The following is a 20,655-nucleotide window of genomic DNA, read 5'->3' on the forward strand; positions in this document are numbered from 1 at the left end:
GGGCTCAGGGCACGATCGAGTCGATGTAGCCGCCGTCGACCCGCACCGCGGCACCCGTGGTGGCCGATGCCTGCGGGGAGCTGAGGTAGACGACCATGTGCGCGATCTCCTCCGGCTCGATCAGCCGCTGCAGCAGGGACTGCGGGCGGTGCAGCCGCATGAACTCGCGCTGGGCCTCGTCCCACGACAGGTCCCTGTCCACCAGTTCGTAGACGAAGTCCTCGACCCCACCGGTGTGCGTCGGGCCGGCGATCACCGAGTTCACGGTCACCCCGGTGCCCGCGGCCTCCTTGGCGAAGCCCCGGGAGACCGCCAGCAGCGCGGTCTTCGTCATCCCGTAATGCATCATCTCCGCGGGGATCACGACGGCGGAATCGCTCGCGATGTTCTGCACCCGCCCCCAGCCCCGCTCGACCATTCCGGGCAGATAACTGCGGATCAGCCGTACGGCGCTGAGGACATTGGTGTCGAAGTAGGTGCGCCACTCCTCGTCGGTGATCTCCAGGGACGGCCTGGCACCGAAGATGCCGAGGTTGTTGACGAGGATGTCGGCGGCCGGCACGGCCTCGTGGAGTTCGGCCGCTCCCTGCTCGGTGGTCAGGTCGCAGGCGAGCGTGAGGACCGTCGCGTCCGGCACGGTGCCGCGCAGGACGTCCGCCGCCGTCTCCAGACGGTTCAGGCCACGACCGGTGAGGACGACGCGCGCCCCCGCGTCGGCGAGCCCGGTGGCGATGGCGAGACCGATGCCCTGTGAGGAGCCGGTGACGACCGCGGTCCTGCCGGCAAGATCGATGCGCACCTTGTGCTCCTTCCGTCTCCCGTCCACGGTGTACGGGGGCCGTCTCCACCCTGGCACCCCTCGCACCAGGACGCCTTCCGGGGCGCGGCGGCGCGGTATCAGCCCCCGGCGGCCGGGCGCCGCCGTGCCCATCCGAGAAGCACGACCGAGCACACCGCCGCGAGGGCGCACCAGGTGGAGATGAATTCCGTCTGCCACAGCGCGACGCAGACCGCCGCACCCACGGCGACCAGGACGCCCAGCAGCACGAGCCACCGGTCACCCGAGAGCAGCAGGGACCCGACGGTGGCGAGCAGGTATCCCGCCACGAGCAGTTCCGGCAGGGCCAGGTCGAGGACGTAGCCGAGCGTGTGGCCGCGGATGTCGGCGGCGACGGGGCGAGTGGTCAGGCTGTACGACAGGGCCGCGGCGGTCACGATGCCGGCCGCGAGGGGAACCGGGAGACGGCGACGTGGCGTGGGCGGCGCCGCGCACAGCACTCCCAGCGGCACCCAGAGTGCCAGCAGGGGAAGCGCGATGACGGCCCAGACGAGGGTGGCGGTCCCGCTGCCGCCTCCGGAACGCCAGATGACCGATTCGACGATCTGGTGCGCCCCGAGCAGCAGCGGCAGCGAGGCGAGCGGCAGGTCGCGGGCCCGTAGCGGTCGCGCGACGCAGGCCACCCCGATCGCGGCGACTCCCGCGCCCGCGACGAGATCGGCGGTCGCACTCCAGCACATGGCGCCACTCCGGTCCGGAACCGCACGCGTCGGCGGTTGCCCGCGCCACGCTACGGTTCCGCGGGCCCGCGATCGGGCCGACACGGCGGACGCCCCGTCGTCACCGGATGCGTGCGGGGCCCCGGCCCGCGGGAGGCGCGGCCGGGAGCCCCGTTGCGAGTGTCAGAGGACCCCGGACGCGGAGACCGCGATCTGGGCCTTGGTCCGGCCGGACGACGAGCCGTAGGACTCGATCTTGCGGACCAGCTCCATGCTGGGCTCGTCGGCGACCTCACCGAACACCACGTGCTTGCCGTCCAGCCACGGGGTGAGGACGGTGGTGATGAAGAACTGCGAACCGTTGCTGTTCGGGCCCGCGTTGGCCATCGAGAGCAGACCCGGCTTGTTGTGCTTCAGGGTGAAGTTCTCGTCGGCGAACTTCTCGCCGTAGATGCTCTTGCCACCGGTGCCGTCGCCCCGGGTGAAGTCGCCACCCTGCAGCATGAAGTCGGGGATGACACGGTGGAACGGCGAACCGGCGTAGCCGTAGCCTTTCTCGCCGGTGGCCAGGGCGCGGAAGTTCTCCGCGGTCTTGGGCGCCACGTCGTCGAACAGGTTGAACACGATCCGCCCGGCGGGCTCGTTGTCGATGGTGATGTCGAAATACGCCTTGATGGTCATGGGGCCATCCTGACATTGCCGGTCACCTCCCGATGCACAGCCCCCGCCCGGCGCGGCTCGCCACCCGCCGGATGCGGGCCGCTCCCCCCGTCCGACGCCGCTCGCCCTCTGCTGTCGCCGGTGAACGAACTACGGCGTACCACGGCCCCGAAGCCGTGGTACGCCGCGTTTCAAGCCGTCGGATCAGCGGTTGCCGCCACCACCGTTGTGGTGACCGCCACCGTTGTGGTTGCCTCCACCGTTGTGGTGGCCCCCACCGTTGTTACCGCCACCGTGGTGCCGGCCCCAGGACTTGGAGTCGACCTTGTGGCCACGGTTGTCGCGCAGGGTCGCGGTGTCCCTGGAGTCCCACACCTGCTGGCGGCGGTCCTGGTACACGTCGTGCCTCGTGTCCCGGCCCACGCCGGTGTGGACCCGGACGGAGGAGCGGCCGGGCAGGCGGAGGTCGAAGCGGTAGGTGCGGCGGCTCTCGTCCGTGAGCGTCCAGCCACGGAGGTTGACGGCACGGCGTCCCGTATTGGTTACGGTGACCCACTCCGCGTTCAGGCTGCGGTTGGACGCGTTGTCCCGGCCGGGGGCGTCGTGCTGGATCTCGCCCAGGACGACAGCCGAGCGCTGGGCCGGCCTGTTGTGGCCGTGGTCCCGGCCATCGGCGCTGGCAGGGAGTGCCGCTGCGGCGAGCAGTGCGCCGGAGGCGAGAACGGTGGCGGTGATCCGTCGTGCGGAACGGGACATGGGAACCCCTCATCATGCAGGCCCGGAACGGAGTACCGGGCGTTGTTCGGCCCCGGCGTACTGCCGGGAACGCAAACTTTGTCCCGCTTTCGCTGTGGCCGGAAGATGCCCTGGTTCGTGTGACAAAGTACGGACATTTCTGTCACACACGACTGCATTCGACACCGATCCCGTCGGTCGTATACCTGTCAACCGTTGATCATTGCACCGACCCTTTCAGCGGGCCGATTCCCTGATTACAGCGCCCCCGTCACGCCTCACTCCGCTCCCCGCGCACCCCCGCCCGGCACGTACGCATCGCGTAACGAAAGCGACAGCGCTTTCCTGGACAGGAGTTCCATTACGCCTGGAAAGAAGCTCACGCGTTCGAGCGTTCAGTGCCCAGCCAGCCGGCCCGATGCGGGCCCGCTGTCCACCGCTGGTGACCATCGCGTTGACGGAGGTCATCGGATCGAGCGCCATCGTCCTGGCCAGCAGCACGCCGGCAGCCAGCGGGAGCAGGGTCACGGCCAGGGCCGTACCGGCACTCGTCAGGTTCTGGATGCGGGGGCGCCGCGGCGCGTCGGGGAGCATGGTTCCCATTCGATCAGCGGCGGCCCGCCGCGAGATCGGGCAACGTACTCAGGCCGGCCGCTCCCCCGTACTCATTCGGCGCCGTTCCCGGGCCGAGTCGTCAGTCCCGACCGGTGACGCCCGGACCGGTCGCGCACCGGGCGGTCATGCCCCGGGCGCAGCGGGCGGGCCCCAATGCGAGTACCTGGGCAGCCACTTCACCCGGTAGTCGGGGTGCCCCGCGTACTCTGCGGCCATCTGTCTGACGACGAAACCCAGCCCCACGGCACGGCCGGAGGCGAAGTCCTGGCCCGGGCGGTCCGTGTCCATGGACGCGATCTCCTCGTACTCGTCCAGCAGGACCCTGTTCGTCTCGATGCGGCGCAGCGTGCGCGCGGGGTCCTGCAGCGCGATGTGCCGGTCGTAGCCACGGTTCCGTACGACGAACGCGATACCGCTGGTGCGGTCATGCACCTCGCCGGGTGCCTCCGCAGGGCACCGCCAGCTCTCACCGCCGGCTTCCTGCGCGGTGCGCTCCTCCTCGGAAAGGCGCGCCCGCACGAAGGCCAACAGGTCCGAGTTCTCTGCCATCTTGTTCCAAATCCCTCGCCGTCACAGGCACGTGCCGGCTGCGCACCGACGTGCGTCCGCCGCTCCGGGCCCGTTCTACCCAACCAGCAGAGGATGCCTCACGAGCGCGTACCTTCCGTGGTCCGCCCCGGGTCACGTCCGTATGACGGACACGGGCGCGTCAGGTGCCGACGGGAATCAGCAGTGCGGTGACGTTGTCGTGCCCTCCCGCGTCGAGGGCGAAGTCCACCAGGGACCGCGCGTCCTCGATCAGGCCGTCGCCCCGGGCCGACGCCCCGCGTCGCCGGTGGGGCAGCGCCGACCGCAGCGCCTCGGCGTCGGGCAGGTACCGCCACAGCCCGTCGGTGCACAACAGGAGGCGGCCGGGCACCGACGGCCGGTAGCTCCGCACCTGAGGCGCCGGTTCCCCCGCATCCGCCCCCAGCCAGGCGGAGAGCGCCTCGTGCTCACCGGTGTCGTCCTCGGTCAGCGCCGTTCCCGGCCCCTCGTCCGGAAGCCAGTAGGCGCGGCTGTCGCCGATCCAGGAACTCCAGATGCCCTGCGGGCCGGCGATGCCCGCGACATAGGTGCAGGCCGGAGCGGCGTCCCTCGACACGGCCAGCGCCGCAACCGCGTGCGCCGCGCGGACGGCGGCGTGGTCGAGGGCGGTCTCCGGCAGGTCTCCGGCGCTCAGACGCGTCGTCAGCCACCTCGCTCCGACGTCGGCCGCGACCTTCGCGGCCCGCTCGGAGCGCGGTGACATCGACACGCCGTCGCAGACCACCCCGATCGTCCACCGGTCGGCCGTGGTCAGCACCATGGCGTCCGCGTTGATCGCGCGCCGTCTGCCGCGGTCGCTGACCGCCGCCGCGCCGGTGTCCGCCGTGATCTCCACGTGCGACCGGAACGCCGGCTGCGCCGCACCGCAGTCCCAGCAGTGGCCGTCGGGGGCGACCGTGCCGCCGCATTCGGCACATCCCGGGGTCGTCACGCCCCGCACGGTTCGTGCGCGCTCCGTACTCATCGGGCGAACCTATCCGGCCCGGTCAGCCGGGCGACACCCCGCAGGCGGCCAGCAGGAGCGCGATGTCGTCGGGCCGGTCCTCGTCCTGGATCGCCTGCCCGATGACCCGGTCCGCCATCTCGGCGAGGGGCGCGTGGCTCACCTCGGCGAGGGTGCTGCGCAGGCGCTCGATACCCTCGTCGATGTCCTCTCCCGACTTCTCCACGAGTCCGTCGGTGAACAGGGCGAGCACGGCGCCCGGGGTGAGGTGCAGTTCGGTCACCGGATACGACGCCTCGGGGTCGACGCCGAGCACGACGCCGCCCGGGAGGTCCAGGACCTCGGTCCGCCCGTCGGGGTGGCGCAGTACGGGCTGGGGGTGGCCCGCCCGTACGGCCTGGGTGAAGCCGGTGCCGGGGTCGAGGACGACGTAGCAGCAACTGGCGAACTGGCCCGGATCGAGGTCGATGAGCAGCCGGTTGGTGGCGCTCATGATCTCCTGGGGGTCGTGCCCACTCAGGGAGAACGCCCTTACCGCGCTGCGCAGTTGACCCATGGTCGCGGCTGCTGCGACACCGTGCCCCTGTACGTCCCCGATGACCAGGGCCAGCCCGCTGCCGGTCTCGATGACGTCGTACCAGTCTCCGCCCACCTCCATGCCCTGGGTGCCGGAGAGGTAGCGCCCGACGGTGTCGACGCCTTCGACCACGGGCAGCCGGTGCGGCAGCAGGGCGTCCTGCAGTCCGCGCGCCAGGGCGGCCTCGGTGTCGTAGCGCTGGGCCCGTTGGAGCGCCTGGGCGATGAGCCCGGCCAGGGCGGTGAGCACGGTGCGCTCCTCGGGGCTGAAGCCCCGCGGCTGGTCGAAGCCGAGGATGCACGAACCGACCGGCCGCCCGGAGGCGATGAGCGGCAGGAAGGCGCGGGCGCCGACGCTCGTGTCCATGGGGATGCCGGGGTAGGAGGCCGCCAGCTTCTCCATGGACTCGAAGAACAGCGGCCGGCCGGTCGTGAGCGTGTCCACGCCCGGGATGTGGGCGTCGAGCCCGACGCCGTCGAAGCGGTCAAGGAAGCCCTTCGGGAAACCCGTCTCCCATGCCAGGTAGAGGCGCCCCTCGTTCTGCAGGTAGATGGCCAGCTGTCTGCCGCCGAAGGCGGGCAGCAGTTCCTCCGTGACCACGGCGGACACCTGCCGGGCCGTGACGGCCTCCGTCAGCGCGATGGCCAGGGCGACCGGACGGTACAGGACGGTTGCGCGGTCGGCGGCGGAGCCGAGGCCCGCACCCGGTGTGCCGACGGAGTGCGGCGCGTAGTCGGGCTGCGGCGCGGGGATGACGGTGACCGTGACCCCGTCGCGGCCCGGGTACATCGCCACGGACAGCCATTCGGTCGGGGTGCGTTTGGCGCGGAAGTGCACGGGGGCGTCGGAGAAGAGGGCCGCCCGGTGGTGGTCCTCGTAAGCGGGGTGCGCGAGCCAGGGCAACGCGTCCCACAGGAGCCGGCCGACCAGCTCCGCCCGACTGTGCCCGAGGATGTCCTCCCCGAGCCGGTTGACGTACGTGATCCGTCCGAGCCGGTCGTGGGAGAGCACGCCGCGCGGGAACCGGTCGGCCGCCTCCGGGACGACGGGCTCGGCACCCGGGTCGAGCAGGACACCGGTCAGATGGTGTGCTTGCCCGGCGCGGGGCCCGTGGCCCGAGAGCTCGAGCAGGAGCGACCGGCCGTCGGGGCCGCGCAGCCGCATCCGGCGTACGTGCGGCTGTGCCGACCGTGCGGCCCGGCTGCCCAGGGTCCACAGTCCGCACACGTCCTCCGGCAGCAGCCGGGCGGTCAGCGCTTCCACGGTGTGCGGGGGGAGGTCCGCGGGCTCGGTGCCGAGGATCAGGCACGCCTCGTCGTCCGCGGTGACCGCGCCGGTAGCCAGGTCCCAGTCGAAGTGGCCGACCCGCATCGGCTGCGCGGTTTCCGCGGGCAGCCGGACGGTCATGGGGTCGCCTTCCCACTCGGCCCGGTGCCCGCCCCTCTCCAGCTCCGCGATGTCGGCGCCGAGATGTTCCGCGATGCCCTGCAGCCTGTTGCGGTCGGCCCCGCCGACCGGTTCCCCGCGGGTGGCGTAGCGCAGCACGACGAGCACACCGACGATGGTGCGCCCGCTCCTGACGGGTACGTACAGCGACCCGAAGGGGAACGGCAGACCCGCCATGAGCTGCGGAAAGCGCCGCATGGCGTCCTCGGCGTCGCCGAGGTACACGGGCCTGCCCGAGCGGTACGCCTCGGCCACCGGGAAGGGACGGTTCACATGCATGCGCCACCAGGGGCGCATCAGGGGGGCAGGAAGCCCGGCGAGGACCGCCATCAGCAGCAGTCCCGGAGTGCGGGAGCGCAGGTAGATGCCGCCGGCGTACCCGCCGACGGCCTCGATCGCACTGACGACAGCCTGGGCGAGCACCAGAGACGGGCCGCCCGGTGCCCGGCCGACATCGGGTCTCCAGGTCACACCACCAGCATGCGCCACCCCCTCACCACCGGCACCTCCATGCCCCGCGCTGTCGCCGGGCACCGGGCCGGGTGTGCGGTCCGCCCGCACGATCCCCGGGGCCCGCGCCCGCGTAACACACGTCCTGGGCGTTCGAGTCATAAACGGCAGGACAACGTCTCATTCCACACCGTACGACCGGCTTTCGGCCAACGATGCGTGACTCCTGCGCCGCCGGACAACCTCGGGGGCCCTTCCTCGGCTCTCCCAGGAAAAGATCCTCCACTGCCCACCGGGCACTCGGAAATCGAGGAACGATGACCACCAGAACCCCCCGCAGCCGGCTGTGGCGGCCCTCCGTCGCCGCCGCCGCGGCGATCACCGTGATAGCCGGCGTCGCCGCCGCGGCACCGGACGCCAAGAAGGCACAGCCCGTGCCGGAGCTCGGTCTGATCGCTGCTTCGCCGTCGGTGACGCTCGACTCGTGGAAGGAGGAACCCGGTGTCTACCTGGATCTCGGTACGTACCTCACCGCCACGAAGGCCCCTCTGGAACTGAAGGTGACCCGCGCGTCCTACCAGGACCCGGTCGTCGCCACGCAGATCATCCGCCAGGGGAAGAAGACCCGCACCAGGGCCCTGCCCAAGGGGCTCGTGAAGGACTTCACGGGGCTGACGGACTTCGTCCGCGTCACCGTCACGAACGCCGCGGGGAAGACCGTGGTCAACAAGACGGAGTCGTTCTGCCCGAACAACGCGTCGGGACGGGTCCGCCCCGACGCACCGGCCACGTCGAAGTATCCCGAGAGCTGTCCCGCGAATCCCTTCACGCTCGGCTCGGTCTGGGGTGTCGAGAACGGCTGGGCGGCCAACACGTACGCGGGCTACTCCTCGACGCCGGTCGTCCTCCCCGCCGGGAAGTACACCGCGAAGGTGTCGGTGACCAAGGCCTATCGCGACCTGTTCGGCATCGCCGACAAGCCGCAGACGGTCAAGGTGACCGTGCGCGAGCGCAGCTGGGAGGAGAACGCGGGCGCCCGGTCCGCCGGCGGCCACGCCTCCCACGCGGCAGGGCACTCGGGCCATGCGGCCGTGCGCACGCCCGCGCCCGCCGCGGCCACCAGCGGCGCGGGTCCCTCGTACAACGTGGGCCACGGTCCTTACGCGCCCGCGCCGGCGGCGCTGCCCTGGGCGCTCAAGCGGGCGAGTCTCCGGTCCGCGCAGGCAGGTGACGGGCCGGGGCGGACGGACGGTTCCCGGCAGTCGCCCGCCACCCACCCCAACGCGAAGCGGCCGACCGGCCGGGCCGCGGTGCCGGACGTGCCCAAGCCCGACCTCCGTTCGCTGCCCGCGTACGGCATCACCATCGCCGAGGGCGACGCGGACGCCCCGGGCAAGGACTACCTGGCGTTCAGCGCCAATGTGTGGAACGCGGGCCCCGCGCAGTTGGTGGTGGACGGCTTCCGGGCGCCGGGCAAGGCACTGATGGACGCCTACCAGTACTTCTACGACTCCTCGGGCAAGCAGGTCGGCTACACACCGACCGGCACCATGGAGTGGGACCCCCGCCCGGGTCATGAGCACTGGCACTTCACGGACTTCGCGAGCTACCGGCTGCTCAAGGCCGACAAGAAGGAGACCGTCCGAAGCGGCAAGGAGGCCTTCTGCCTGGCCAACACGGACGCCGTCGACTACACGGTGAAGAACGCCAACTGGCACCCGGACAACACCGATCTGTCCACCGCGTGCGGCCAGGAGAACTCGATCTCCGTACGGGAGGTCCTCGACGTAGGCTCCGGTGACACCTACACGCAGGATCTTCCCGGCCAGTCGTTCGACATCACCGGACTGCCCAACGGCACGTACTACATCCAGGTACTGGCCAACCCCGAGAAGCGGCTCAAGGAGACGAACCTCGGCAACAACAGCGCGCTGCGCAAGGTCGTCCTGGGCGGCCGTGCCGGCGCCCGTACGGTGACCGTGCCGGCGCACGGTCTGGTGAACGCCGGCTGACGGCGGCCATGGGCGAGCCGGCTCCCGGGAGCGTCTCCCGGGAGCCGGTGTTCGCTCCGGACAGCATCAACAACCGCTGATCGTCGTGGAGTTGTTGTGGCAGACTTCGCAGGTGGAGCGGTTCACCCCATCTGCAACGGAGCTCGCCATGACGCCTGGGACGCCTCAGCCCCCGATCGACACCAGCAGGCCCCATTCGGCGCGTGTCTACGACGCGCTCCTCGGTGGCAAGGACAACTACCCCGTGGACCAGGCGGTGGCCGAGCATCTGCCGGTCGAGGCGAAGACCGGCGCCTTCCAGAACCGCGCGTTCATGAACCGCGCGACGGCCTGGCTGGCCGGCGAGGGCGTCGACCAGTTCCTCGACATCGGTACGGGGATCCCCACGGCGCCGAACCTGCACCAGACGGCCCAGGAGATCAACCCGGCCTCGCGGGTCGTCTACTGCGACAACGACCCGATCGTCCTGAGGCATGCGGAAGCCCTGCTGATCAGCCGTCCGGAGGGGGCGACGGACTACGTCCACGCCGATGTGCGCGAGGCGGGCACGATCATCGAGGCCGCCCGCAAGGTCCTGGACTTCGACCGCCCCGTCGCGCTCTCGCTCCTGGGCCTCCTCCACTTCCTGCCCGACGACGACGACCCGTACGCCATCGTGCGCACCCTGACGGCCTCGTTGGCGCCGGGCAGCTTCGTGGTGCTGTCCCAGGGCGCTTCGGACGTGAACCCCGAGCGCGGCGAGCAGGGCACGCAGGAGTACGGGAAGGGCGGCATCCGCCTCGCGCTGCGGACCCGGACGGAGTTCGAGCGCTTCTTCGAGGGCCTCGATGTGGTCGAACCCGGAGTGGTGACGGCACCCGAGTGGTACCACGGGACGCCCGCTCCCCGACCGGAGGAGAGCGGTCTGTACGTGGCCGTCGCCCTCGTCCCGTAGACCCGGCACCGAAGGGATTCACGTCATGACGGACCTTCACCACGACTCTGCGGCAGAGACGTTCGACGCGATCGGCGCCGACTACGAGCGTGCGTTCGCCGGTTCGGCCGCGCACCGCGACTCGCTGACGCGGCTCCTCGGACAGCTCGCACCGGGCAGCACCGTCCTGGACGTCGGCAGCGGGACCGGGCTTCCGACCGCCCGGACCCTGGCCGACGCCGGGCACCGGGTGCTGGGGGTCGATGTGTCGCCGGTCATGGTCGATCTGGCGTCCCGCCAAGTGCCCGAGGCATCCTTCCGTTGCGCCGACATTCGTGAACTCCCTCTGGAGAAGGAGAGTTTCGATGCCATCTGCGTCTACTTCTCGCTCCTGCAGATGTCGCGCGAGGAACAGACCGCCCTCGTGCACCGGCTGGCGGGAGCACTGCGGCACGGCGGCCGCATGGTCCTGGCCACGGTTCCCTTGGACGTGCAGGAGGTGAGCACGGTCTTCATGGGCCGGCAGGTGCGGGTGAGCAGCTTCTCCCCCGAGGCCTTCGCCGCTCTGGCGTCCGGCGCGGGGCTCTCGGCTGAGTGGGAGGACCGCACGGTGTTCACGCCGGCCGACGGCGGGGCGGTACCCGAGCCTCATATGTTCCTGCACTGCCTGCGGAGCTGACGCCGGCGCGGTCCGCTCAGTGTTCCGGCGGCGCGGTGGGCGGCAGCAACTGCTCCGTCCAGATGACCTTGCCGCCGTCGTCCGTGTAGCGCGTGCCCCACCGCTCCGCGAGCTGCGCGACGAGGAAGAGCCCGCGGCCTCCCTCGTCCGTGGTGGCCGCCTGCCGCAGATGGGGCGAGGTGCTGCTGCGGTCGGAGACCTCGCAGATCAGGGTGCGGTCACGGACCAGCCTGACGCGGATGGGCCCGGTGGCGTAACGGATGGAGTTGGTGACCAGTTCGCTGAGGATCAGCTCGGTCGTGAACGCCTCCTCGACCAGGTCCCACTCCGTCAGCTTGCGGGACACCTCGGCGCGTACGCGGGACACCTCTGCGGGGTCGGACGGCACCTCCCAGTCGGCCACGTCCTGCGCGGCGAGCCGGCGGGCGCGGCCGACGAGCAGCGCGATGTCGTCGCGGGCACGTGCGGCAACCATGACGCGCAGGACCGCCTCGCAGGTCTCCTCGGGTGTCCGGCCGGCGTAGTCGGCGAGGGTGCCGCGCAGGAGTTCCAGTCCTTCGTCGATGTCCCGGGTCCGGTCCTCGACGAGCCCGTCGGTGTAGAGCACCAGCCGGCTGTTCTCCGGCAGCTGTACGTCCAGTGTCTCGAACGGAAGGCCGCCGAGGCCCAGTGGCGGCCCGCCGGGCACATCGGCGAACTCGGCGGCGCCGTCCGGGTGGACGATCACCGGCTGGAGGTGGCCGGCCCGTGCCATGGTGCAGCGCCCGGACACCGGATCGTAGATGGCGTAGAGGCAGGTGGCCCCGGTGACTCCCCCGGCGGAGCCGTCGGCCGTCTCGTCCTGGTCGATCCGGGCCACCAGCTCGTCCAGGTGCCAGAGCAGTTCGTCGGGGGGAAGGTCCAGCGTGGAGAAGTTGTGGACCGCGGTGCGCAGCCGTCCCATGGTGGCGGCCGCGTGGAGCCCGTGGCCCACGACGTCGCCGACGACGAGTGCGACCCGGGCGCCGGGCAGCGGAATGATGTCGAACCAGTCCCCGCCCACCCCGCCGAGCCCGCCGACCCCGGCCTGCGCGGGCAGGTACCGGTAGGCCGCGTCGATGGCGGTCTGGTCGGGGAGGCCCCGGGGCAGCAGGCTGCGCTGCAGGGTGACCGCCACGGTGTGCTCACGTGAGTAGCGGCGGGCGTTGTCGATGCTCACGGCGGCGCGGGCGACGAGTTCCTCGGCGACGGACAGATCCTCGTCCTCGAACCGTTCGGGCCTCTGCGCACGCCAGAACATGGCCACACCGAGGATGACGCCCCGGGCCCTCAGCGGAACGGCGATCATCGAGTGGAAACCGCACTCGACGAGGCGCTCGGCCCGTGCGGGATGCTGCTCCTGCCATCCCGACAGGGCCGGCAGGTTCGTATCGATGACCGCCTCGCCCCTGAGCAGGCCGGCGCCGATGGCGGTGCTCGGCATGAAGCGGATGACCGACCCGAGCGGATAGAGCCCCGTGTCGTGCCGGGTACCGCTGAGCGCCGTGCGCCGCATGTCGGCGACCGTACGCGCCGCCGTCGGCTCCTCGCCACGCAGCACGGTCTCCGCCACGTCGACGGTCGCGTAGTCGGCGAACCTGGCAGTGGCGAAGTCGGCCAGTTCCTCGCACGTCCGTACGACATCGAGGGCTGTGCCGATCTCCGTACCGGCGTCGTACAGCAGTTTCAGCCTGCCCCGCGCCACGTCGGCCTTGCCCGTGAGTGCCTGCAGTTCCGTGGTGTCGCGCAGGGTGGTCACGCTGCCCGGCGGGCCGCCGTCCTGATCCGTGGAGCGCTGGCTGACCGCGAGAATCCGGTTGCCCACCGAGAGCACCTCGTCCGTGGCGATGCGCCCCGAGGCCAGCAGATCGGTGGTGAGGGGGTCGAGACCCAGATCGGTGACCGCTCGCCCTTCCACCTGCGCCGGCAGGCCGAGCAGCCGTCGTGCCTCGTCGTTGGCCAGCAGGAGCCGGCCGTCCCCACCGACGATGAGTACGCCCTCCCGCACGGCGTGCAGGACGGCGTCGTGGTGTTCGTACATCCGGGTCATCTCGGTCGGGCCGAGACCGTGGGTCTGGCGCCGGAGCCGTCTGCTGACGAGCGCCGTTCCGCCCATGGTGAGGAGCAGGATCCCCGCGGCGGAGCCGAAAAGGAGGGGGAACTGGTTCTCGACGACGCCACTCACCCGCTCGATGGTGATTCCCGCGGACACCATGCCGATGACCTTGCCGTTCGCGCCGAAGACGGGCACCACGGCCTGCACGAGAGGGCCGATCGTCCCGTTGACCCTCTCGGTGACGACGCGGCCCTCGAGTGCGGGCTGCACGTCGCCGACGAACTTCTTTCCGATCCGGTCGGGCAACGGGTGGGTGTACCGGATCGAGTCGAGGTTCAGTACGACGATGAAGTCGACTCCCGATCCCTTCCGGGCAGCCTCGGCCTTCGGCTGGAGCACCGCGCTGGGGTCCGGGCTCTCCAGGGCCGCTTCCATGCCCGGGGCGTTCGCGAAGGTCTCGGCGACGGCGACGGAGCGGTTGCGGGCTTCCCGTGCGCTGTCGGACCGGGACTGCAGCACGAGCGCGGCCACGGCGGCAGCGACGAGCAACACCACGATCGCCAACTGCAGGAGAAAGACCTGACCTGCGACGGTCCTCATTCTGAGAAACGAACGCGGGCGGCCGTAGCGTCCGGCCATGGTCCCCTTTTTACACCCTCGGCATGGACCGGGCGATCCGTGAGCCGCGAGGCACCGCAGCCGGAAGCGCCCGGAGCTGCACCCTACGACTGCGCGGCCGGCGCCTCCGGCTTCCTCGCTGCGCCCCCGTCCTCATGGGCGAGCCGGTGGGGCCACCACACCCGGGGGCCGATGTCCAGGAAGAGGGAGGTGACCAGAACGGACCGTACGACGAACGTGTCCAGGAGCACGCCCAGGGCGACCGCGAAGCCGATCTCCGCGAAGGCCACGACCGGCAGGGTCCCGAGTGCGGCGAAGGTGCCCGCCAGGACCAGCCCGGCCGAGGTGATCACGGCCCCGGTTGCGGAGAGGCCCGTCAGCACACCGGCCCTGGTGCCCTGGTGCAGGGCCTCCTCGCGGATCCGTGTGGTCAGGAAGATGTTGTAGTCGATGCCGAGTGCCACCAGGAACACGAACACGAACAGCGGGAAGTCCGTCGTCTCGCCGGCGTAGTCGAACACGTACCGGAAGACGAGCGCGCTGACACCGAGGGCGGCCGCGAAGGACAGCACCACGGTCGCGATCAGCAGCAGGGGCGCCACCAGTGCGCGCAGCACCAGCATCAGGACGATCAACACCACCAGCAGGACCAGGGGAATGATGAGCAGGTTGTCGTGCCTGGTGGCGGCGTCCATGTCGAGAATCGCCGCCGTGTCGCCACCCACCAGGGCGTCCGCGTCCGGCACCTGATGCACCGCGTCACGGACCCGTTCCACGGTCTGCTCGGCCTGCTCGCTGTCGCCGGGGTCGGTCATCGTCGCCTCGAAGATCACCCGGCCCTCGTGCACCGGCTTGGCACCGGGCGGTACGACGAGGGAGCCGGGCACCACACCGGGGGTCGTCTCGACCGCCCTGCGCACCTGCGCGCCCTTGCCGAGGTCCGCGATGACGACCAGCGGGCTGCCGCTGCCTGCCGGGAAGTACTGCTTCTGGATCTCCTGGCCGACGACGGAGTCGGGCTTGTCGGGGAAGGAGTCGGCGTTGCTGAGACCGGCGGCACGCAGCTGGATCAGGCCCAGGGACAGTGCGGCGAGCACGAGGGCGGTGGCCACCCAGACCCTGCGCGGGCGCACGGCGAGCCGCTCCCCCGTCCGGGCCCAGAATCCGTGCTCGGTCGGCTCGTCGCTGCCGAAGTGCGGGATGACCGGCCAGAAAACCCAGCGGCCGAAGATCACCAGCAGGGCGGGCAGGAGCGTGAGCATCGCGATGAGTGCGACGGCCACCCCGATCGCGGCAACCGGGCCGAGGCCCCGGGTGGAGTTCATCTCGGCGAACAGCAGGACGAGCATGCTCAGCACCACGGTGCCGCTGCTCGCGAGCACCGCGGGCCCGGCCCGGTGCAGCGCACGCGCCATCGCCTCGTGCCGGTCCTCGTGCCGGCGCAGTTCCTCCCGGTACCGGGCGACGAGGAGCAGGGCGTAGTCCGTTCCCGCGCCGAAGACGAGGACGGTCAGGATGCCGGCGCTCTGTCCGTTGACCGTGAGGCCGCCATGCGCCGCGAGCAGGTAGATGAGCGCCTGTGCGGTGAGCAGTGCGGCGACGACCGCGAGCACGGGCAGCACGAGCAGGGTCGGGCTGCGGTAGGTGATCAGCAGCATGATGATCACCACGGCCAGCGCGGCGAACAGCAGGGTCGAGTCGATGCCCGAGAAGGCGTCGGCGGAGTCCGCGGCCACGCCGCCGGGTCCGGTGATGTGGACCGCGAGACCTCCCTCGCTGCCGCCCACGACGTCCCGTACCGAATCGACCGCCGGACCGATGCGTTCCCATCCGTCCTCGTCCATCGTGATGGGGACGAGGATCTGGGCGGCCGCGGGTGCGTCCTGGCTGTCGTAGAGCGGTCCGCGTGTCTCGGCACCCCGCACACCGTGCGCGCGCAGCGTCATGAGCTGCTGCTTGTCCTCGGCGATCCGGGTGCGGTCGGCCCCGGTCAGGCCGGACTCCCGGGCGTACACGACGATCGCCGTGATGGTCTCGGGCCGGAATCCCTTGGATTCCTCCCAGACCTGGGTGGACTCGGCGCTGCTGGGCAGCCAGGACGTGGCGTCGTTGTCCTGGGCGTCGGTGAGCTTCCCCGCGAGAGGCGCCGCGACGACGAGGACGATCAGCCAGAACGCCACGATCAGCCACTTGGTGCGCCGCCCGCAGACCAGCCGGGCCACTCCCTGCCGTCGACGCTGCTGTACGTCCGGCATGCCACTCCCACCGCGTCGTCCTGGTCCTGGCGGCGACAGTAGAGCGGTGTCCTGCGGGTCGGGCACGCGACATGCCGTGCGGCCGCGGCATGAGCCACGGTCGGACCATCGTGGAGCGGATCTACGGGGTGGGGATGCCGCCGGGCCGGGATGGACGGCCGAAGCGTACGGGGACGCCGGGCGAGTACAGCACGCTCGCCGGCTCCCCTGCCGGTGCTGCCAGGCCCGCCGCTTTCACCAGGTTCTCGTCGCACTCGATGAGCCGGGCGTGGTGCAGGGGCCAGCGGGGATGGGTGTTCCGGAGATACGTCTGCCGTCCGAAGAAGGTGTAGTGCATGCCCCAGCGCGCGGTGAGGAAGTGCTCCAGTTCGCTGGGCTCCCCCACCTGGTCCCCGATGTCCAGGACTATCCGGCTGTGCGCGCCCCGGGGGCCCGGTAGGCGCCTGCTGGTGTAGGTGATGGTGTCCGCGTCACGCCGGATCGCCATCCGCGACCACCTGTACGGGAGCCGGAACGCCGTCCGTGCGACGGCCACCGGGATCAGCCGGGAGGCGTCGAGCGAGCGGAAGACCACACCCCGGCGCCCTTGGGAGTCCAGGGAGTACAGGCGGACATTGGTCTCCGGGAACGTCCCGAGGTAGGGGACGCCGGGGAGGCGGAACCAGCCGACGCGGTGCATCCGGAAGGCGACGAGTCCGATGTAGGTGACACCGTCCAGTGTGTCGGGAACCGTCCCGACCGGCAGGAGCGGCGCCACGTCCAAGGGGTCTGCCGGCCAGTGCACGAAGGCCAGATCCAGCCAGGACTGTGTCATCAGCGGGTTGAGACCCGGGTGGGGCGAGTCTGCCGTGATGGCTTGCGGGGCTCGGGACGAGGGTGTCACCGGGCCAGCATCGCAGAGCGGGGGCCGCGGTTCGTGACGTCGCGGGTGGGGTGAACGGGGTTGCGCCTACTGGAGTGCGCGCACCGCAGCCGAGAACACCCGGGGCATGCGGTGGGCGGCAGGGACGATCAGCCGGGCGATGCGGGGGTGCCCCGCGGCGCCCAACAGTCCTTGGGTGAGCATGCGATGACGTCGCGTCAGTCGCGCCCATTGTGCGGGGTAGGCCTCCGGCCGGTTCGCGGTGAGGCACGCGACCGCCGCTGTCGCGGTCGCCACGGCCAGGGCGATGCCTTCACCCGTAAGTGCGTCGACGTAGCCCGCCGCGTCACCGACCAGCAGGACCCGTCCGGCCCTCGGACTGCGCGCGTCCTGGCGCAGGGGTCCCGCGCCGCGGACGGGACCCGCCTCCAGGCCCCGGAGGGCGTCGGCCAGGGCGGGGAACGACGACAGGTGCTGTTCGTAGGGCCGGCGATCGCGACTGAGTACGGCGACACCGACCAGCCGGTGGCCGAGCGGTGTCACATAGGCCTCGCCTCGGCGCGACCAGTGGACCTCGACGAAGTCCGTCCACGGGGCGACCCGGTAGTGCCGGCGCAGGCCGTAGCGGCGCGGGGCGGATCCCGGGCGGTCGAGGCCGAGTTCGCGGCGCAGCGGGGAGTGCAGTCCGTCGGCGGCGATCAGCCAGCGTGCCGTGAGCCCCGCTGTGCTGACGCTGTCGTCGTCCTGCCGGATCGCCCCTGCTTTCCCGGGGACGATGCGTACGCCGAGTTCCACGGCCCGCCGGTGCAGGGCGGCGTGCAGTTCTGTGCGCCGTACGCCGAGCCCCGTGTCGCCTCGGAAGGTCGCCTCCGCGTTGCGGTGGCCCTCGACGTACCGGATTCCGCGCAGGTCGTGGCCGGCCACGCCGACGCCCAGCGCACGCAGGGCCGCCACACCGCTGGGCATGATTCCCTCGCCGCATGCCTTGTCCACGGGAACGGCGCGGGGTTCGACCACGACGACTTCCCGACCGGCTCCGGCGGCCCGGATCGCCGCCGCCAGACCGGCCGGGCCGCCCCCGGCCACCAGGACGTCGATCACGGGCGGGCGGCCATCGGCCGTACCGGGGCCAGTGCCCGGTCCTCGCACCGGACGCGCACAGCCATGAGGACGGCGTTGAGTGCGGTGAAGACCGTGGCGGTCACCCAGGCGCCGTGGACCAGGGGCAGCGCCAGCCCTTCGGCGGCGACCGCCGCGTAATTGGGGTGGCGCAGCCACCGGTAGGGCCCGCCGGTCACCAGGGGCATGTCCGGGACCACGATGACCCGGGTGTTCCACCGGTGTCCGAGCGTGCGGATGCACCACCAGCGCAGCCCCTGCGCCGCGGCCACCACCGCAACCATGGTCCAGCCGAACCACGGCAGGAACGGGCGCCCGGCCAGCCAGGTTTCGGCGAGGCATCCCGCCAGCAGAGCGGTGTGCAGGGCCACCATCGCCGGGTAGTGTCCGCGCCCGGCTTCGGTGCCGCCGCGGGCCAGGCTCCAGCGCGTGTTGCGCAGGGCCACGACGAGCTCGGCGAGCCGTTCGCCCGCGACGGCCAGCACCAGGGCCGTGTACCAGATCACGCGTTCCTCCCGACTACCAACGCAGCAGAACCAGTTCGCAGCAGAATCCGGGGCCCATGGCCATCAGCAGACCGGGTGTGCCCGGCTCGGGGCGCCTTTGCTGCATCGTGTCCCTCAGGACGTGCAGCACGGAGGAGGACGACAGGTTGCCCACTTCGGCCAGCGAACGCCAGGTGACGTCGAGTGCGCCCTCTGGCAGTTCGAGTACGTCGGAGACGGCTTCCAGGACCTTGGGGCCGCCGGGGTGGCACACCCAGTGGGCGATGTCCTTCGGCTTCAGCCCGTGTTCCTCCAGGAACCCGCGGACGTCGTCGGCGAGGTACCGGCGTACGACGTCGGGAACCGCCGGATCGAGCATCACCTTGAAGCCGGAGCTCCGGACGTCCCAGCCCATGACGCGTTCGGTGTCGGGGTAGAGCCGGCTGCGGGTGTCGATCACCTCGGGACCGTCCGCCGAGGCGGGGTGTTCGCCGCCGACTGCGACGACGGCCGCCGCACCGTCGCCGAACAGCGCGGTGGCGACGAGGTTGGCGGGCGTCGGGTCGGCCCGCTGGAAGGTGAGGGAGCAGAGCTCCACCGACAGCAGCACGGCCACCTGGCCGGGCCTGCCGAGCAGGTAGTCGTGCAGGCGCGCCACCCCTGCGGCTCCGGCGACGCAGCCCAGGCCGAAGACGGGGAGCCGTTTCACGTCGGGCCGCAGACCGAGGCGCCCCACGAGCCGGGCGTCGATGGAGGGAGCCGCAACTCCCGTGACGGAGGTGAACATCAGCAGGTCCACGTCGGCGGGCCGCAGCCCCGCCGTCCGCAGGGCCCCGCGCACCGCCTGACCGCCCAGCTCGACCGCGGCGCCGATGAACACGTCGTTGGCCGCCCCGAAACCGTCCAGTTCGCCGTAGCGCTCCAGGGGCAGAACCATGTTCCGGGTGCGGACCCGGGCGTTCTCGTGGATCCGGTCCAGGACGCGGCGGTCGGCCCCCGCGGGCAGGCAGGTGCGCGCCACCATGTCGGTGACCGCCCGCTGGGTGTGGCGGTGCGGTGGCAGGACCCCGTGCACGGCTGCGATCCGGGTCATCCTGGCCCCTGCTTCGGAGAGGTCATGACCCTCATCCTGCCTACAGAACAGGGTGAAACCCTGCACATCAGACACGCGGCTGGCGTGTTCGTGAGATCCGGAGTCCTTACGATCCCCTCGTGGACACCACTGACCGGCCGCAGGTGCACGAGTCCGTGACGCGACCGCCCCGCCCCGCGGTGGGGCTGGCTCTCTCCTGTCACCCTGGCCCGGTGGTGGCGGTGACCGCCCTCGTCGTCGCACTGTCCGTCAGTTCCGGGCTCGGGGGCACCCGCTGCGTCCTGGTCGGGGGGGCCGTACTGACGGGCCAGCTCTCGGTCGGCTGGTGCAACGACGCCTTCGACGCCCGGCGCGACGCGGCCGCCGGGCGCCGCGGCAAACCGGTGGCCGAAGGCGTGGTGTCACGGAGCACCGTGTGGCAGGCGGCGTTCACCGCGTTGCTGCTGTGCGTGGTGCTGTCGTCGGCGTGCGGTCCTGTCGCCGGTGCGGTGCACCTCACCGGGGTCGTGGCGGCGTGGACGTACAACCTCAAACTCAAGACGACGGCGCTGTCCTGGCTTCCGTACGTGATCGGCTTCGGCGGCCTGCCCGTCCTGGTCGCCCTGAACATGCCCGGTCACCCCTGGCCCGCGTGGTGGGCCGTGACCGCCGGGGCCATGCTGGGTGTCGGGGCCCATCTGGGCGATGTGCTCCCGGACATCGACGGGGATCTGGCATCCGGCAGTCGGGGCCTGCCCCAGCGGCTGGGCGCCGCCCGCACGCGGATGCTGCTCCCCGTACCGCTGGTGGCGGCGTCGGCGGTGCTCGTGCTGGGGCCTGCGGGACCTCCCGGCTGGTGGGGAGCGCTCACCCTGGCCGCGGTGGTGCCGACGGCGTTCGCCGGGTTCGTGCCACGGCGGACCTGGCGCACGGCGGCCCTCGCGGGAGCGGTGGCCGCGGCGTCGGTGGACGTGGCGCTGCTGCTGATACGGGGCACGTCCATCGCTTGAGCGTCCGCCGCACCCGCGGGGCGGAACGGCCTCGCGGGGCAGCCC

At 71.4% G+C, this 20,655-nt stretch carries 17 protein-coding genes; 4 read left to right on the plus strand and 13 right to left on the minus strand.

The genetic code is table 11. From position 1 onward, the window contains the following. Positions 1–4: 4 nt before the first annotated feature. From OG844_RS03330 to OG844_RS03360, 7 genes are all read right to left on the minus strand, one after another. On the minus strand, positions 5–799 hold the full coding sequence (locus OG844_RS03330) for an SDR family NAD(P)-dependent oxidoreductase (protein WP_406387981.1): 795 nt from the start codon (positions 797–799) through the stop codon (positions 5–7). A gap of 98 nt (positions 800–897) precedes the next feature. After that, a complete protein-coding gene (locus OG844_RS03335) occupies positions 898–1,518 on the minus strand; it encodes a DUF6629 family protein (protein WP_406387982.1) in 621 nt (206 codons plus the stop codon). 162 nt (positions 1,519–1,680) lie between these two features. Beyond that, positions 1,681–2,178, minus strand: coding sequence for a peptidylprolyl isomerase (locus OG844_RS03340; RefSeq protein ID WP_406387984.1), 498 nt, complete (start codon positions 2,176–2,178; stop codon positions 1,681–1,683). Positions 2,179–2,361: 183 nt separating this feature from the next. Continuing rightward, positions 2,362–2,913: a lamin tail domain-containing protein gene (locus OG844_RS03345; RefSeq protein WP_406387986.1), complete on the minus strand. Its 552-nt coding sequence runs from the start codon at positions 2,911–2,913 to the stop codon at positions 2,362–2,364. Positions 2,914–3,630: 717 nt separating this feature from the next. Further along, complete coding sequence (locus OG844_RS03350; protein WP_406387988.1) at positions 3,631–4,056, minus strand: DUF6221 family protein; 426 nt, start codon at positions 4,054–4,056, stop codon at positions 3,631–3,633. A gap of 160 nt (positions 4,057–4,216) precedes the next feature. Next, on the minus strand, positions 4,217–5,059 hold the full coding sequence (locus OG844_RS03355) for a PP2C family protein-serine/threonine phosphatase (protein ID WP_406387989.1): 843 nt from the start codon (positions 5,057–5,059) through the stop codon (positions 4,217–4,219). A gap of 22 nt (positions 5,060–5,081) precedes the next feature. After that, positions 5,082–7,673, minus strand: a complete 2,592-nt coding sequence (locus OG844_RS03360; RefSeq protein WP_406387990.1) for a SpoIIE family protein phosphatase — start codon at positions 7,671–7,673, stop codon at positions 5,082–5,084. A gap of 155 nt (positions 7,674–7,828) precedes the next feature. Here OG844_RS03360 and OG844_RS03365 point away from each other — a divergent pair, with 155 nt between their 5' ends. The 3 genes from OG844_RS03365 to OG844_RS03375 all read left to right on the plus strand — a co-directional run bounded on the left by OG844_RS03365 (position 7,829) and on the right by OG844_RS03375 (position 11,115). Next, positions 7,829–9,523, plus strand: coding sequence for a lysyl oxidase family protein (locus OG844_RS03365; RefSeq protein WP_406387992.1), 1,695 nt, complete (start codon positions 7,829–7,831; stop codon positions 9,521–9,523). A 148-nt stretch (positions 9,524–9,671) separates the two neighbouring features. Beyond that, on the plus strand, positions 9,672–10,457 hold the full coding sequence (locus tag OG844_RS03370; RefSeq protein WP_406387993.1) for an SAM-dependent methyltransferase: 786 nt from the start codon (positions 9,672–9,674) through the stop codon (positions 10,455–10,457). A gap of 25 nt (positions 10,458–10,482) precedes the next feature. Beyond that, complete coding sequence (locus OG844_RS03375) at positions 10,483–11,115, plus strand: class I SAM-dependent methyltransferase (RefSeq protein ID WP_406387994.1); 633 nt, start codon at positions 10,483–10,485, stop codon at positions 11,113–11,115. Between the two features lie 16 nt (positions 11,116–11,131). Here the strand turns inward: OG844_RS03375 and OG844_RS03380 are convergent, their stop codons facing one another. From OG844_RS03380 to OG844_RS03405, 6 genes are all read right to left on the minus strand, one after another. After that, positions 11,132–13,828 (minus strand): SpoIIE family protein phosphatase, encoded by a 2,697-nt coding sequence (locus OG844_RS03380; RefSeq protein ID WP_406387996.1) that lies wholly within the window; start codon positions 13,826–13,828, stop codon positions 11,132–11,134. A gap of 83 nt (positions 13,829–13,911) precedes the next feature. Continuing rightward, positions 13,912–16,062, minus strand: a complete 2,151-nt coding sequence (locus OG844_RS03385) for an MMPL family transporter (protein ID WP_406387997.1) — start codon at positions 16,060–16,062, stop codon at positions 13,912–13,914. Between the two features lie 121 nt (positions 16,063–16,183). Beyond that, a complete protein-coding gene (locus tag OG844_RS03390) occupies positions 16,184–16,876 on the minus strand; it encodes a YqjF family protein (protein WP_406387998.1) in 693 nt (230 codons plus the stop codon). A gap of 135 nt (positions 16,877–17,011) precedes the next feature. Next, positions 17,012–18,025 carry an NAD(P)/FAD-dependent oxidoreductase gene (locus tag OG844_RS03395; RefSeq protein WP_406388000.1) on the minus strand — a complete coding sequence of 338 codons (1,014 nt, stop codon included), beginning with the start codon at positions 18,023–18,025 and terminating at the stop codon, positions 17,012–17,014. Continuing rightward, positions 18,022–18,549 carry an isoprenylcysteine carboxyl methyltransferase family protein gene (locus tag OG844_RS03400; protein ID WP_406388001.1) on the minus strand — a complete coding sequence of 176 codons (528 nt, stop codon included), beginning with the start codon at positions 18,547–18,549 and terminating at the stop codon, positions 18,022–18,024. Before OG844_RS03400 ends, OG844_RS03395 begins: the two co-directional genes overlap by 4 nt. Positions 18,550–18,562: 13 nt before the next feature. Next, complete coding sequence (locus OG844_RS03405) at positions 18,563–19,621, minus strand: type III polyketide synthase (protein WP_406388002.1); 1,059 nt, start codon at positions 19,619–19,621, stop codon at positions 18,563–18,565. A 119-nt stretch (positions 19,622–19,740) separates the two neighbouring features. Here OG844_RS03405 and OG844_RS03410 point away from each other — a divergent pair, with 119 nt between their 5' ends. Continuing rightward, positions 19,741–20,610, plus strand: coding sequence for a UbiA family prenyltransferase (locus OG844_RS03410; RefSeq protein WP_406388003.1), 870 nt, complete (start codon positions 19,741–19,743; stop codon positions 20,608–20,610). The last annotated feature ends 45 nt before the right edge of the window (positions 20,611–20,655 follow it).

This window comes from Streptomyces sp. NBC_00887 (assembly GCF_045207585.1).